The following is a 14,902-nucleotide window of genomic DNA, read 5'->3' on the forward strand; positions in this document are numbered from 1 at the left end:
GCGCGTCGTCGGGGACGCGGCCGGGACGGTGCGGCTCAGAGGGTCTCGAAGTCGTCGTCGGTCAGCGTGTCGAAGGCGTGGTCGGGCATGGGCAGCGGCTGCTGCTTGCGCGCGAGCTTGACCTCGGAGTGGGCGCCGCAGCCGTGGTCGAACGTGACCACCCGGCCGTCGTCGTTGGCGTTGCCGTTGGCGCACACGCCGAACGTGTCGGAGAGCGAGCCGTTGAGCCGCACCAGGAACCCGCACGACCAGCAGCTGTCCGGGGCGCTCTTGGCCAGCGGCGAGTCGGGCCCGCCGGGACCGGCGTACCAGCGCTCGGCGGCCATGTCGATGCCCTCGCGGCTCAGCGTGCGGACCCGGCCCAGGCCGAGGTCCTCGGCGACGCGGCGCACCTGCGCCTTGTCGTCGCTGTCGAGGGGGTCGTCGCCGACGAGGTACGTCGGCACCAGACGGGCGTCCTCGTCCTCGACCGGCAGCAGGTCGCCGGGCGAGAGGTCGCCGGGCTGGATGCGCTCCTTGTAGGGGAGCCAGGCCGGCGCGACGATCGCCTCGTCGCCGGGCAGCAGCACCACCTCGTTGACGGTCACGTCCTTGGCGCGCTTCGCGCGGGTCAGGGTGACCGACCAGTACCAGCCGGGGTAGCCCGGGCGCTCGCAGGCGAAGTGGTGGGTGACCACGCGCTCCTCCTCGGCCTTGGCACCGAGGTGGTCGCCGACCTCGGCGGGCTCCGCGACCTCGAGGACGACGCTCCTGGCCAGGTCCACGGCCTTGGCGAGGGCGGAGTCCGGCTTGCCGGCACGGGTGGGGAGAGCGATCACACGCGCATCATGACAAACGGACGGTGGTCCTGTCCCGTCGAGGGCCACAACCGAGACGTCCTCCGCCTCGCTGTCGGGCGGGTAGGTCAAGATGGTGCACGTGACCACCGACCGCCCCGACCCGACACCGGGGCAGCAGTCGGACACCCGCTCCCAGGACCACCCGCAGGACCACCGCCGCGACCACCGGGAGTCCCCCGCAGCACCCCCGCCCAGTGCCGTACGACGCTCGTTGTCCGGCGCCGCACGCGGGGTACGGGCCGCCGGCCGGGGCGCGCGCGTCGCCGGGCGCGGTGCCGGGACGGCCGGTCACTACGCCGTCTCGCAGGCGCGACGCGCAGCGCGCGCGGAGGGCGCCGGGGACTCGGGCCTCTCCCGGCTCATCGAGCTGCACGCCTTCAACGCCGCCGGTGACGCGGCGGTGGCGATCTCGCTCGCCGGCACGCTGTTCTTCCAGGTGCCGACCGGCGAGGCCCGCGGCCAGGTCGCACTGTTCCTGGGGCTGACGATGCTGCCGTTCGCGATCGTCGCGCCGCTGATCGGGCCCTTCCTCGACCGCTTCAGCCACGGCCGGCGGTGGGCCGTCGGCGCCACGATGGCGATCCGGTGCTTCCTGTGCTGGGTGCTCGCGACCGCGGTGGTGACGGAGTCCGGGTGGCTGTTCCCGGCGGCGCTCGGCGTCCTGGTCGCGTCCAAGGCCTACGGCGTCACCCGGGCCGCCGCGGTCCCGCGGCTGCTCCCGCCAGACCTCACGCTGGTCAAGGCCAACGCGCGGGTCTCCCTGGCGGGCGTCGTCGGCGCCGGAGTCTCGGCGCCGCTCGCCGTGCTCGCCTCCACGTTCGGCCCGGAATGGTCGCTGCGCTACGCCTTCCTGGTCTTCGTGCTCGCCACCATCTGGGCGATCCGCCTGCCGGAGAAGGTCGACTCCAGCCACGGCGAGGGCGAGCTGGTGCTCACCGGCCCGACCAACGCGGCGACCACCACCCGCCGGTCGAAGACCCGGATCCCCTCGGCGGTGGCCTTCGCCCTGCGGGCCAACTGCGGGCCGCGCTGGCTGTCGGGGTTCCTGACGATGTTCATGGCGTTCCTGCTGCGCGACAACCCGATCGGCGACTGGAAGCCGGAGGTGCTGCTGGGCCTGGTCATCGGCGCCGCCGGCCTCGGCAACACCCTCGGCATCGCCATCGGCTCGCTGCTCAGACGCCTCAATCCCGCGGTCACCGTGGTGCTCGCGCTGCTGGCCGACGCCGCGATCGCGGTCGTGGCCGCGCTGTTCTACGGCCTCGTGCCGCTCGTGCTGCTGGGGCTCACCGCAGGCCTGGCCCAGTCGCTGGCCAAGCTCTCGCTCGACTCGACCATCCAGCGCGACGTCCCCGGCCGGATCCAGGCCAGCGCCTTCGCGCGCTCCGACACCACGCTGCAGCTCGCGTGGGTGATCGGCGGCTTCGTGGGCATCGTGATGCCGCTGATGCCCCGGCTCGGCCTGGGCATCGCCGCCGGCGTGCTCGGCGCGTGGGCGACCTTCGTGCTCGTCACCCGGCCGCGGCGGGCCTGACCCCGCGGCCGCCTCAGATCTCGAGCTCGTCGGCGAGCGCGCGCAGCACCTTCGCCGTGCCGCGCGCCGCGGCCCGCTCGGGGTGCCGGCCACGCCGGTAGGTCTCCTCGACGCCGTCGAGCATCCTGATGAGGTCCTCGACGATGGTGACCATGGCGTCCGGCTGCTTGCGCTGGGCGTTGCGCTGGTTGCGCGCCACGGAGGCCGGGGCGTCGACGACACGGACCTGGAGCGCCTGCTCGCCGCGGCGGCCCTGCGCGATGCCGAACTCGACCTTGGTGCCCGCCTTGAGCGTGGTGATGCCCTCGGGCAGCGCGTCGGAGTGGACGTAGACGTCCGGCCCGTCCTCCTGGGACAGGAAGCCGAAGCCCTTCTCGGCGTCGAACCACTTCACCTTGCCACTGGGCACAGGACTGCTCCACTCAGCTCAATCTCCGGCGCCCGTGGATTCACGGGCGCGGCACAGGATAGGCGGCTGGACCAGTCCACCACCAACAGGTTCCCCCGGGGTCCGCTTTGATTTGCCCACGTCCCTGCTGGGACCATGGAAAACTCGTGGGTCCCGCCGGACGGTCGGCGGACCTGGGCGACCTCGACGAAGTGGGTGGGCACCGTGTGGGCACGACCGGCTGGGCGGATCCTGGGGAGCAGCGCGCTCGCCCTCGCGATCGCGCTGACCGGCACGGCCGCCGCCCTCGGTGACGACGCCCCTCCGACCACTCCCCCCTCGACCCCGCTGACGCTCGTCGCGCTGCAGGGGCCGGGCACGTCCGCCGGAACGCGGGAGGCCGCCGACCTCGTCGCACGGCAGGACGCCCTGCTCGCCGCGGTGGGCGCCAGCGAGCCGGTCTACCGCTGGACCACCGCGCTCAACGGCTTCGCGGCCCGGCTCACCGACAGCCAGCTCACCGCGCTCGAGCACCAGCCCGGCGTCGCCACGATCGAGGCCGACACGGTCCGCCCGCTCGCCGGTCGTACGTCGCTCGCCGCGGTGCGCGCCGCCGCCACCCCGCGGTTGCGGGGCGGCGCGGGCGTGGTGATCGGCGTGGTCGACTCGGGCCTGGCTCCCGACTCCCCCGCCTTCGCCGACGTGCCCGGCCTCGGCGCCGACCCGCGGCGCTTCGCCGGCACCTGCAGCGTGGGCGAGGGATGGACCGCCGACGACTGCACCCGCAAGGTCGTGGGCGCCCGCTGGTTCGTCGAGGGCTTCGGCCGTGACGCGGTGCGCACCTCGGAGTCCTTGTCCGCGCTCGACGACCTCGGCCACGGCACCCAGGTCGCGTCGGTCGCCGCCGGCAACGCGAGCGTCAGCGTCCGTGTCGACGGCCGCGACGCCGGTCGCTTCGGCGGCGTGGCCCCGCAGGCGCGGATCGTCGCCTACAAGGCGTGCTGGGGCGCGCCGGACCCGTCCGGCGACGGGTGCTCGACGGCCGACGTGGTGAGCGCGGTCGACGCGGCCGTCGCCGACCGCGTCGACGTCCTCAACCTCGCGATCGCCGGCGGCGAGCGCATCGACACCCTCCAGCGCGCCCTGCTCGGCGCGGCCGAGGCCGACGTCGTGGTCATCGGCGCCGCGGGCAACTCCGCACGCTCGGCCTTCGCCGCGCACGCCGGACCGTGGGTCACCACCGTCGGCTCCACGATCGGCCGGATGTCGCGCGGGCGGGTGAGCGTCCCCGGCGGCTCCTCCTGGACCGGTGGCGGACGTCCGGTCTCGGTGCGTGGACGCGCCGTGCTGGCGCAGGACGCCGCGGCTCCGGGCGTCTCCCGTCACGATGCGGGCCAGTGCCGGCAGGGGGCCCTCGACTCCCGCCTCGTCGCCGAGCGGATCGTGGTGTGCCGCCGCGGCGGCATCGGCCGCATCGACAAGTCCGAGGCCGTCGCCCAGGCCGGCGGACGCGCGATGGTGCTCGTCAACCGCACCCCGGGCGCCGTCACCGCCGACTTCCACGCCGTCCCGACCGTGCACCTGCCCGCCGTCGCCGGCCGCGAGCTGAGCCGCTGGGTGGCCCGCCACCCCGACGCCCCGCTGCGCATGTCCCGCGTCGTCGGCGCGGAGGGCGAACGGCGTACGCCGCCGTGGAGCGCCTCCGGCGACCCGCGCGGCGCCACGCTCAAGCCCGACGCGGTCGCCGACGGCGACGCGGTGCTCGGCGCGCTGCCCGAGTCCAGCGGTCGCAGCTGGGGCGTCTTCAGCGGCAGCTCGGCCGCGACCGCCCGCGCGAGCGGGCTCGCCGCGCTCCTGCGGGCCGAGCACGACGACTGGTCCGCCGCGGTGGTCCGCTCCATGCTCGTCACCTCCGCCCGACCGGTCCCCGGATCCTCGGTGCTGACCCAGGGGGCCGGTGCGCTGCCCACCCGCGCCCCACGGGCCCACCTGGCCTTCGAGGTCGCGGCGGGCGCGTGGCGTCGGGCACTGCGCAGCAACCGGCTCGCCGAGCTCAACACCCCCTCCCTGCTGATGCCCGCAGGGCAGACGACCGCAGTGCGGCGGGTGACCAACACCGGCAGCCGACCCGAGTACTTCTCGGTGACCGCCCGCGGCTTCACCTCCCACCGGGTGCGCGTCCAGCCCCTCGCCGTACGCCTCTCGCCCGGGGAGTCGGCCGCCTTCACCGTCACCGTCTCCGGTCCCACCACCCCCGGACGCCTCGACGACGGAGAGCTGGTCTGGCTCGGCGCCCGCGGCGGCGTCACCCGGGTCCCGGTCGCCCTCACCCGCTGACCCGCCCGGACACAGGCGGGGCCGCCGCCCCCGAGGGGACGACGGCCCGCTGGGCGGCTCGGCTCAGTCGCCGAGCACGCGGTCGTGCCGCAGCGAGGTCGCCCTGGTCTCGTGGGCGAAGAGCACCGCGACGATGGTGATCACCGACGCGACGGTCATGTAGACCGCCACCTTGGGGACGTTGGTGACGCCGGCGGTGGCGTCGCCCAACAGCTCGATCGCGATGATCGGGGCGAGCGCGCCCGCGAAGATCGACGCGAGCTGGTAGCCGACCGAGGCGCCGGTGTAGCGGACCGAGGTGCCGAACAGCTCGGAGAAGAACGCTGCCTGCGGGGCGTACATCATCGCGTGCAGGACCAGGCCGACGACGATCGCCAGGATGATCTTGCCCTCCGACCGGGAGGCGACCAGGTCGAAGAACACCCAGGACCAGGCGGCGACGCCGACGGCGCCGGCGAGGTAGAGCGGTCGCCGGCCCACGCGGTCGCTGAGCGCGCCCACGACCGGGATGGTCAGGAAGTGCACGACCGAGCCGATCAGCAGGGCCTTGAGGATCAGCGACTTGTCGTCCGCCGTGCCGGCGTAGATCGTGAGGAACGAGATCGAGATGACGGTGAAGAGGTAGTAGGAGATGTTCTCGGCCATCCGCATCCCCATCGCCACGAAGACCTCCTTGGGGTACTTCCGGAAGACTTCGACCAGCGGCAGGTGCGGCGTCTCCTTGGTCTCGAGCTCGCTCCGGGCCTCCGTGAAGACCGGCGACTCCTCGATGGACAGGCGGACCCACAGGCCGACCGCCACGAGCACGGCGCTCAGCAGGAACGGGATGCGCCAGCCCCAGGCGTTGAAGGCGTCCTCGGACTGCACGGCCGCGAGCACCCACAGCACGCCGGTGGCGAACAGGTTGCCGAGGGCGACACCCGCCTGCGGCCAGGAGGACCAGAAGCCGCGCTGCGAGTCGTCGCCGTGCTCGGCGGCCATCAGGACGGCACCGCCCCACTCGCCACCGACGGCGAAGCCCTGGACGAGCCGGCAGGCCAGCAGCAGCAGCGGTGCGGCGACGCCGATGGAGGCGTAGGTCGGCAGCAGGCCGATGGCGAAGGTCGCCAGGCCCATCAGGAAGAGCGAGAAGACGAGCATCTTCTTGCGGCCGACCCGGTCGCCGAAGTGCCCGAAGACGATGCCGCCCAGGGGCCGGGCGACGAAGCCGAGCGCGTAGGTGCCGAAGGCAAGGAGGGTGGCGGTGGCCGGCTCGCTGTCCGGGAAGAACAGGGTGCCGAAGACGAGCGCGGCGGCCGAGCCGTAGAGGAAGAAGTCGTACCACTCGACGGCCGTCCCGATCAGGGACGCGAAGACGACCCTGACGATGCTGGTGCGACCGGGGTCCGTGGGCGACGGGGAGGTCCCGGCCCGTGGGGAGGTGTCGGTGGTCATGGCGTGCCTTTCATCGGGGGATGGCATGGACTCGGGGTCAGGGTCGGGGTGGGTCATGCGGCCGACCAGCCACCGTCGAGGACCAGCGACGAGCCGGTCATCGACGTGGCGGCGGGGCTGCAGAGGAAGGCCACCGCGTCGGCGACCTCCTCGGGCTCGACGAGCCGCTTGAGCGGCGTACGGGCGAGCAGGACGGAGTCGAGGACCTCGTCCTCGGGGACGCCGTGGGTGCGGGCCTGGTCGGCGAGCTGACCCTCGACGAGCGGCGTGCGGACGTAGCCGGGGCACACGGTGTTGCTGGTGACGCCCTTGTCCGCGCCCTCGAGCGCGATGACCTTCGACAGGCCCTCGAGGCCGTGCTTGGCACTGACGTAGGCCGACTTGTAGGCCGACGCCCGGTGGCCGTGGATGCTCGAGACGTGGACGAGCCGGCCCCAGCCCCGGGCGTACATCCCGGGCAGGACCCGGCGGGCGAGCAGGAAGGGTGCGTGCAGCATCAGCGCGTGGATGGTGCGGAACCGCTCGGGGTCGAAGTCCTCGAGCGGGGCGACGTGCTGGATGCCGGCGTTGTTGACCAGCACGTCGACGTCGAGGTCGAGCGCCTCGATCGCGCGCTCGTCGGTGAGGTCCACGACGTGCGGGATGCCGTGCACCTGGGCGGCGACCTTGGCCACGCCCTCCTCGTCGCGGTCGAGCAGGTGGACCTCTGCGCCGTCCTCGGACAGCCGCGCGGCGACGGCGGCACCGATGCCGCTCGCGGCTCCCGTGACGAGTGCCCGGCGGCCGGCCAGGGCGAGAGCGGTGGTGGGGGTGGCGGCGGTCATGCGCCCCACCGTAGGGAGCGCCGCGACGCAGGACACATGTCCTGTAGCGCCACACTTGGGCGCTCCACATGTGGTGTGGCCACATGCCGGAGCGTGCTCAGACGTCCTGGAGCCGAGCCAGCCGCAGCGCCAGCTGCAGGTCGAGGGCCCGGGCCGGGTCGCGCCACCCCACCCCGAGGAGCTCGCCCACGCGGTCGAGTCGCTGGGTCACCGTGTTGGGGTGGAGGTGCAGCGCCGCCGCGGTGTCCTTGAGATGACCACCGGTGGCGAACCACGCCTCGAGCGTGTCCACCAGGCCGGTGCCCCGCCGCGCGTCCCACTCACGGGCGGGCCCCACCATCGCCTCCACGAAGGCGCTCACGTGCTCGGGATCGTTGTCGCCCAGCAGCAGCCGCGCGACTCCGAGCCCGGCTGGGTCACTGACCTCACCGCGTCGCCCCAGCCGCACCAGCGTGTCGAGGCAGCGCCGCGCCTCGCCGTGGGCTGCGACGAGCCGGTCGCCGTGCAGCGCGTCGCTGGTGGCCGCGACCCCGACGGTCGCGGTGCCCCCGAGGCCCTGCACGACCGCCTGGAGCTCGGCGCCGACCCGGTGCGCGTCCTCGTTGGGCACGACGAGGACGACGGCACCGCGGTGCTCGCCCGCGAGCCCGGACATCCGGCGGGCCAGGGCCACTGCAGCGCGGCTGGCGCGGTGGCGGTCGGCCCCGTCGATGCTCGCGGCGGCGACCACGACCGGACCGTCGAGGCTCGCGCTGTGGCGGCGCACGCGGTCCCGCAGGCGCTCGCGGGACCCTGCGTCGGCCTCCAGCAGGTCGACCAGGAGCTGGCCACCGAGACGCTCCTCGGCGTCGGTGACGGAGCGCGCGAACAGCAGCACCAGCGCGGTGACCAGCGCGCCGCGCTCGAGCGTACGGCGACCAGCGAGGTCGAGCGGCTCGTCGCGTCGCAGCACCAGGGTGGCGAGGTGCTCGGTGCCCGCGAGGGCTGCCGCCACCAGGCCGCCGTCGACCACCACCGAGCGGCCGGACGCGACCGAGGCCGGGACCACGCCCGTCCAGTCGAGTCCGGGGTCCTCGCCCGCCAGCAGGTCTCCCGAGGGGGCCCACACGGACGCGGAGCCGTCGAGCACCGTCGACAGCACCTCGGCGACCTCGGCCACTCCCCCGCCGCCGAGCAGCAGGTCGGTGAGCCGGTCGTGGGCGAGCGCGGCCGCGTCGACGGCCTCGGTGTGCCGCGTCAGCGACCGGTTGGCCTCGTCGAGCTCGGCGAAGAGGCGCGCGTTCTCGAGGGCGACCACCGCGTGCGCGGCGAAGGAGGTCAGCAGGCTGACCTCCGACTGCGGGAACCGGCGCACCGACCGGTGCACGGCCAGCAGCGCGCCGATGACCACTCCGTCGAGCACCAGCGGCACGCCGAGGATGGCGCGGATCTGCTCACCGGCGACAGCCTCGTCGATGTAGCCCTTGTGCACGAACCGCTCGTCGGAGGCGTAGTCCTCGGTGAAGTACGCGGCACCGGTCTGCGCGACCAGGCCGAGCAGCCCGGTGCCCAGCGGGAGCCGGAGGTTCTGGAACTCGCGGGTCAGGGCGCCGTCGGTGACCTTCATGTAGGACGCGCCGTCGCCCACGTCGTTGAGCGAGAGGTAGGTCATGTCGCAGTGCAGGAGCTGCCGGGCACGGCGCACGATGGCGGCGAGGATGGTGTCGACGTCGCGGATGGCGGTGAGGTCGGAGGCCGTCTCGTACAACGCCGACAGCTCGGCCTCGCGCGAGCGCATCCGGGCGATCAGGTCGCGCAGCCGCAGCGCGACGTCGTACTCACCGCGCACGACGGCGGCCGCCTGCTCGTCGAGCTCGCGCTCGGCCTGGGCGAGGCGCTCGTCGAAGGCGCTCAGCGGCGCCTCGTCGTAGAGCAGGTCGAGGAAGGACGGCACGGGCACATCATGGCCGCCCGGTGCGCGCGGGCACACCCGTGGCCCGTCAGGCCTCGCGGGTGATGGTCATCTCCCGGTCGCCGTAGACGACCTTGTCGCCGTGGACCAGCGCGGCCGGCTTGCCCGCGGCGAGCTGCCGCGAGACGCCCTGGCGCACCAGGATCGTGCCGTTGGTGGAGCCGCGGTCCATCACCACGATCGTGCCGTCGGGCGCGGGCCCGAACTGGGCGTGCGTCTTGGAGACCGACATGTCGGCCGAGGCGAGCGGGATGAGGTGGGCGACCTGCTCGCCGCTGCGCGGCTCGGGGCGACGGCCGACCAGCGCCATGCCGGCGATGACGAAGCTCTCGCCGTTGTCGAAGTGCACCCGCCAGCGCGCCGGCTGGGGCTGCGGGCGCCCGGCCCTGGTCGCCGGGGGCGGGACCATCTGCGGCGCCATCTGCGGAGTCGGCTGCTGGGTCGGCTGGGGGGCCGTCTGCTGGGACGGGGTCTGCGGGGCACGGTGACGGGCCTGCTGTGCCGGCTGGGGCGCCTGCTGAGGCGGGGCGGCCTGCGGAGCCTGCTGGGGCGCCCGGCCGACCGGAGTCGGCGGCGGCGGCTGCGGGACGGCTGCTGGTGGGGCGACGACCTCGGGCGGCAGCTGCTGGCGGCGCATCGAGTGCTCGGAGCGCTCGGGCGTGCGGACCGCCTCCACCGGCGGCGCCGGGATCAGCCGCATCGCGGTGAGGTTGACGATGTGGCGAGGGCCCTCGTCGACCGCCGAGGTCGCGACCTCCACCACGGGTCGTACGTCGACCACGACCGTGTGCGCCAGGTGGTCGTGCCAGCCGCGACGCTGGCGACCACGGTCCTCGACCGCCGTCCACGCCAGGGTCGCGACGCCGATGCCGAACGTGGGCAGGCCGGCGGCGCCGAGGACGAAGGAGCGCAGGAGTGCCGGGCCGACGCCGATCGGGGTGCCGGTGCCGTGGTGCACCACCCGGAGCCCCGTGGCGGCCTTGCCCGGGGAGGTGCCGCTCACCCCGAGCAGCACCGCCAGCACGAGCCACACCAGCACCATCGCGCCGCCGACCACGCCCACCACGGTCCACACGTCGTCGGAGACGAGCACGACGGTCAGGACGCCGACGAGGGCGAGGAGGGCCCAGGCCAGGATGCGGTCGATCGCGAAGGCGGTGAACCGTCGCTCGAGCTGGGCGATCGGATAGGTCACGGGGTGCGGCTGCTGGGTCACGGTGGTGTCAGGTTCAGGGGTTGGTGACCTGGATGGTGACGCCGTCGCCGAGGTCGAGGACGGCACCGGGGACCAGGCTCACCGCGATGCCGGGCTTCAGGTCCTCGGGGTCGAGGCCGGGCAGCGCGAGGACCGTGCCGTTGGTCGAGCCGAGGTCGGTCGCGATGGCGGAGCCGTGGTCGGCGCCGGCGCCGGGACGGATCTCGAGGTGGGTGGAGGAGATCTCCTGGTGCGGGCTGGGGACCGTGACGACGTGCGGCTGGTCGTGCGAGGCGAAGCGGCGGGCCTCGGGCGCACGGCCGACCAGCACGGTGCGGTCGACGGTGACCACGTCGCCCGTGGAGAACACCAGCGACGCCACCGGCTGCGACACCACCTCGGGGGCGATCTCCTGCCCGGGGATGGGCGGGCGGTCGAAGTCGGGCGCGTGGTGGCCGGCCACGGTCTGGCCGTCACGGTCGGCCCACTCGTCGTCCTCCACCACCGGCGTCTCGCCGGTCAGGGTGGGGTCGTCGCCGGGGTCGCCGAAGCTCAGCGGCTGTGGGGCCGGCACGGGAGCCGGCTCAGGCGCAGCCGGCGGGGCCGGCGACTCGGGCAGCGCCTCGGACTCGGCGGCCATGACCGGCTGGGACCGGAGGTCGGCCGGGGCCTCGGGTTCGGGTTCGGGCTCGGGCTCCGGCTCGACCGCCATGACGGGCTCCGACGTCCCGGACGCGGTCGAGGGCGCGGACGCCGCGGTGGATGCGGCACCGAACTCGACGGTGGACACCCGGGCGAGGCCGGGCGTGAGGGCGTGCTCGACGTCGCCGTCGCCGGCGAGCGTCACGCGGATCGAGGTGACCCCGGGGATCACCCGCTCGGCCCAGGCGGTGCCGACCGCGGCGGTGACGACCTCCTCGCCCGAGGGCGCGGAGACGGTGGCGGTGGGGAGGCCGCGCACGATCAACCGGGTCGAGTCGTCACCGCGGGCGACGAGGGCGAAGTGGTCGAGGGAGGACAGACCACCCGCGAGGAGGGCGTCGAGCACCGCGTCGGCGGTCCCGCCGGAGTCGGCCAGGTCCCACAGGCCCGCGACCCGGTCCCGCTGGCTCGCGGGGAGGAGCACGGTGACGTGGTCGCCGACGACGGCGTACCAGTCGCCCGTCGCGAACCTGGCCTCGAGCCGGTCCTCTGAGCTCACTGTCGTCCCCCAAGCTTGGATTCGAGACTCTCCAGCTGCCGCTGGGAGTCATAACTGGCGTCCTTCACCAATCCCACCACATCGACGACGACGGCCGTGGCGTTGTCACGGCCGCCGGCCGCCACTGCGGCGCGCACGAGGCGGTCGGCCGCGTCGCGGGGGTCGGCGACCGACTCGAGGATCTCCTCGATCTCGGTGTCCTCGATCATCCCGGTGACGCCGTCGCTGCACAGCAGCAGGCGCTCGACCGAGCCGAGGGGCAGCAGGAAGAAGTCGGGGTGGATTCCCTCGGGGCTCCCGAGCGCGCGGGTGATCACGTGGCGCTCGGGGTGGACCGCAGCCTCCTCGGCCGTGATCGCGCCGGCGTCGATGAGCTCCTGGACGACGGAGTGGTCGACGCTGACCTGCTCGAGGCGGCCCTCGGTGATGCGGTAGATGCGGGAGTCGCCGAGGTTGGCCAGCAGCCACTTGGCCACCCCGTCGTCCTCGACGAGCACCGCGACGACAGCGGTGGTGCCGGCGTGCCAGCCCGGCGTGATCGCGCGGTGGGCGTTGCCGTAGTCGATGATCCGCGCCTGCGCGCGGCCGAACGCGTCGGCGACCTGCTCGGCACCGCGGGAGGGGTCGTAGGCCTCGGCGAGGCGCTGGAACTCCTCGACCACCATCTGGCTGGCGACGTCGCCGCCGGAGTGGCCGCCCATGCCGTCGGCGACGACGAAGACGGGCGGCGCGACGAGGAAGGAGTCCTCGTTGACCTTGCGCACCAGCCCGACGTCGCTGGCGGCGCCGTGGTGCAGATCAACGTTCTTCATCCCGTGCCCTCTTCGATGCCCACTGTCCGGAGGCCCGGCGGCGGTGCCGGTCCGGCGAGTAGCGTAAGAGGGATGTCCAGTTCAGGGCGGGCGACACCCGCGCGCACCCTCGCCGAGCAGCTCCGGGCCTGGCCCGACGAGCGCCTCGTCGCGCTGCTCAGGGCCCGTCCCGATCTCGCCACGCCCGCCCCTCAGGATTCGTCGCAGCTGGCCTCGCGGGCCGCCACGCGCTCGTCTCTCCACCGCGCCCTCGACGGGCTGGACCGCCTGGAGCTTTCCGTCCTTGATGCCCTGCTGGTTGCAGGTCAAACCACCTCCGAGGAGGTGATCTCGATCGTCCGCGCGGACCCGGACCACGCGGCCCGGGCGCTGCAGCGCCTGCTCGACCTCGCCCTGGCCTGGGAGGCGCCGGGCGGCATCCGGGCGCTCAGCGGGGTGGCCGACGCGATGCGCGGGATGCCGGGGGTGACCAGTGGGCTGCGGCCCAGCAGCCCGGACCCGGCCGCGCCGGCCGAGATCGCGGCCCGGATCGCCGAGCTGAGCCCGGCCGCGGCCGCCCTCCTCGACCACGTCGCCGCCCACGGCGGCGAGGGCACGACCGGCGCCGCACGCCGCACGGTGTCGCCCGCCGAGGCCGCCTCGCCGGCCGAGGAGCTGCTCAGCCGGCGGCTGCTCGTGCCCCGCGAGGGCGACACCGTCGTCCTGCCGGGCGAGGTCGGGCTCGCCCTGCGCGGCGGCCGCACGACCACCGAGCCGGTCGACGACGTGCCGCCCCTGGCCACGTCACCGCGCGACGCCGCACTCGTGGCCCGCACGGCGGCAGGCGCCGCGTTCGACGTCGTACGCCGCGTGGAGCTGCTGCTGGACCACTGGGGCGTCGAGCCGCCCAGTGTGCTGCGCAGCGGTGGCCTGGCCGTGCGCGACCTCAAGGCGGTGGCCCGCGAGCTGCACGTCGACGAGCCGGGCGCCGCACTGCTCGTGGAGGTGGCGCAGGCGACCGGGCTGGTCGCGGAGGGCACCGAGCCCGACGGCTCGCCTGCCTGGCTCCCGACGGACGAGTTCGACGTCTGGTCCGGCCGGCCGATCTCCGAACGCTGGGCGCGCCTGGTGGGCGGCTGGCTGGCGAGCAGCCGGGTGCCGTCGCTGGTCGGGCGGCGCGACGCTGCCGGGAAGACGTGGAACGCGCTGGCCCCCGAGCTGTCGAGCGGGCTCACCGAGGAGGCCCGGCGACTCGCCCTGCAGGTGCTCGCCGAGGTGCCCGACGGCGAGGTGCTGGCCGCCGGCACCGGGATCCCGTCGCTGGTGCAGCGCGTCGGCTGGCTGCGCCCCCGCCGGCCGACGATCTTCTCCGACCTGGTGGCCGCCGCCCTCTCCGAGGCCGCGGTGCTCGGCGTGAGCGGGGCCGGGGCGCTCCCCCCGAGCGGGCGACTGGTCGCGGCCGGCGACCTGCCCGGAGCCGCCGAGGCGATCGACCCCCACCTCCCGCGCCCGGTGGAGAAGGTGCTGCTCCAGGCCGACCTGACGGCCGTCGCACCAGGCCCGCTGGAGACCGAGGTCGCACGCCGGCTGCACCTGCTCGCCGACGTGGAGTCACGCGGCGGCGCCACCGTCTACCGGTTCACCTCCGGCTCCCTGCGCCGCGGGTTCGACGCCGGCTGGTCCGCCCTCGAGGTCCGCGACTTCCTCACCTCCGTCTCGCAGACACCGGTCCCCCAGCCGCTGGAGTTCCTCGTCGACGACGTCGCGCGCACCTTCGGCTCGGTGCGGGTCGGGCACGCCGAGGCGTTCCTGCGCGCCGACGACGAGGCGGCCCTGGCCGCACTCGTCCACGACCCGCGCGCCCGCACGCTCGGCCTGCGCCTCCTCGCCCCCACGGTCGCCATCGCCACCTCGCCGCTCGACGTGCTGCTGCCGCGGCTGCGCGAGCTCGGCGCAGCGCCCGTCGTCGAGGCCGCCGACGGCACCGTGCGGGTCAGTCGCCCCGACCTCCAGCGGGCGCGCAGCCGCCGCGGCCGCCGCCCGGCCGGCGCCGTGGAGGCACGCCAGGCGGCGCAGGTGCAGGCTGTGGCCACCGCGATCCGGGCCGGCGACCGCGCCGAGGCCTCCCGTCCCCCCACCGTCGCGACCATTTCCCCGTCGGGCGCCCTGGCCGCCCTCCGCGACGCCATCGAGGGCGGGAGCACGGTGGTGATCGGCTACGTCGACAACCACGGCGCGACCGGCGAGCGCGTCGTCGATCCGCGCCGGCTCGACGGCGGCCGGCTCTCGGCGTACGACCACCGCGCCGACGCCGTGCGCGAGTTCGCGGTGCACCGCATCACCGGCGTGCGACAGGCGTGACCGCGGCGGACGAATCGGCCCGGTAAGGGGCATCTCCGTAGAATGGG

Annotated in this window: 11 protein-coding genes; 3 read left to right on the forward strand and 8 right to left on the reverse strand. The window is 74.6% G+C overall.

Annotation, left to right across the window (positions count from 1 at the left end; genetic code table 11):
• Positions 1-35: 35 nt before the first annotated feature.
• On the reverse strand, positions 36-818 hold the full coding sequence (locus ASC64_RS06950) for a DUF3027 domain-containing protein (RefSeq protein WP_156385068.1): 783 nt from the start codon (positions 816-818) through the stop codon (positions 36-38).
• Positions 819-918: 100 nt separating this feature from the next.
• Here ASC64_RS06950 and ASC64_RS06955 point away from each other — a divergent pair, with 100 nt between their 5' ends.
• Entirely contained in the window at positions 919-2,373 is a 1,455-nt protein-coding gene (locus ASC64_RS06955) for an MFS transporter (protein WP_235563571.1), read from the forward strand.
• Positions 2,374-2,386: 13 nt separating this feature from the next.
• Here ASC64_RS06955 and ASC64_RS23080 read toward each other — a convergent pair whose 3' ends face one another.
• Positions 2,387-2,782 (reverse strand): cold-shock protein, encoded by a 396-nt coding sequence (locus ASC64_RS23080; protein ID WP_056906822.1) that lies wholly within the window; start codon positions 2,780-2,782, stop codon positions 2,387-2,389.
• Positions 2,783-2,917: 135 nt separating this feature from the next.
• Here ASC64_RS23080 and ASC64_RS06965 point away from each other — a divergent pair, with 135 nt between their 5' ends.
• Positions 2,918-5,098 carry a S8 family serine peptidase gene (locus ASC64_RS06965; RefSeq protein ID WP_056906823.1) on the forward strand — a complete coding sequence of 727 codons (2,181 nt, stop codon included), beginning with the start codon at positions 2,918-2,920 and terminating at the stop codon, positions 5,096-5,098.
• A gap of 63 nt (positions 5,099-5,161) precedes the next feature.
• Here the strand turns inward: ASC64_RS06965 and ASC64_RS06970 are convergent, their stop codons facing one another.
• The 6 genes from ASC64_RS06970 to ASC64_RS06995 all read right to left on the reverse strand — a co-directional run bounded on the left by ASC64_RS06970 (position 5,162) and on the right by ASC64_RS06995 (position 12,515).
• Positions 5,162-6,532: an MFS transporter gene (locus ASC64_RS06970; RefSeq protein ID WP_056906824.1), complete on the reverse strand. Its 1,371-nt coding sequence runs from the start codon at positions 6,530-6,532 to the stop codon at positions 5,162-5,164.
• 53 nt (positions 6,533-6,585) lie between these two features.
• Complete coding sequence (locus ASC64_RS06975; RefSeq protein WP_056906825.1) at positions 6,586-7,356, reverse strand: 3-hydroxybutyrate dehydrogenase; 771 nt, start codon at positions 7,354-7,356, stop codon at positions 6,586-6,588.
• Positions 7,357-7,453: 97 nt separating this feature from the next.
• Complete coding sequence (locus tag ASC64_RS06980; RefSeq protein ID WP_235563572.1) at positions 7,454-9,289, reverse strand: helix-turn-helix domain-containing protein; 1,836 nt, start codon at positions 9,287-9,289, stop codon at positions 7,454-7,456.
• Positions 9,290-9,335: 46 nt separating this feature from the next.
• The gene (locus ASC64_RS06985) at positions 9,336-10,502 is read right to left on the reverse strand and encodes an RDD family protein (protein WP_162245775.1); all 1,167 of its coding nucleotides are present in this window, start codon (positions 10,500-10,502) and stop codon (positions 9,336-9,338) included.
• A gap of 34 nt (positions 10,503-10,536) precedes the next feature.
• Positions 10,537-11,703 carry an FHA domain-containing protein gene (locus ASC64_RS06990; protein WP_056906828.1) on the reverse strand — a complete coding sequence of 389 codons (1,167 nt, stop codon included), beginning with the start codon at positions 11,701-11,703 and terminating at the stop codon, positions 10,537-10,539.
• The gene (locus tag ASC64_RS06995) at positions 11,700-12,515 is read right to left on the reverse strand and encodes a PP2C family protein-serine/threonine phosphatase (protein ID WP_056906829.1); all 816 of its coding nucleotides are present in this window, start codon (positions 12,513-12,515) and stop codon (positions 11,700-11,702) included. Before ASC64_RS06995 ends, ASC64_RS06990 begins: the two co-directional genes overlap by 4 nt.
• 72 nt (positions 12,516-12,587) lie before the next feature.
• Between ASC64_RS06995 and ASC64_RS07000 the strand changes: the two genes are divergently transcribed.
• Positions 12,588-14,855 carry a helicase C-terminal domain-containing protein gene (locus tag ASC64_RS07000; RefSeq protein ID WP_056906830.1) on the forward strand — a complete coding sequence of 756 codons (2,268 nt, stop codon included), beginning with the start codon at positions 12,588-12,590 and terminating at the stop codon, positions 14,853-14,855.
• The last annotated feature ends 47 nt before the right edge of the window (positions 14,856-14,902 follow it).

The sequence above is a fragment of the Nocardioides sp. Root122 genome (assembly GCF_001425025.1).
Lineage (GTDB): Bacteria > Actinomycetota > Actinomycetes > Propionibacteriales > Nocardioidaceae > Nocardioides.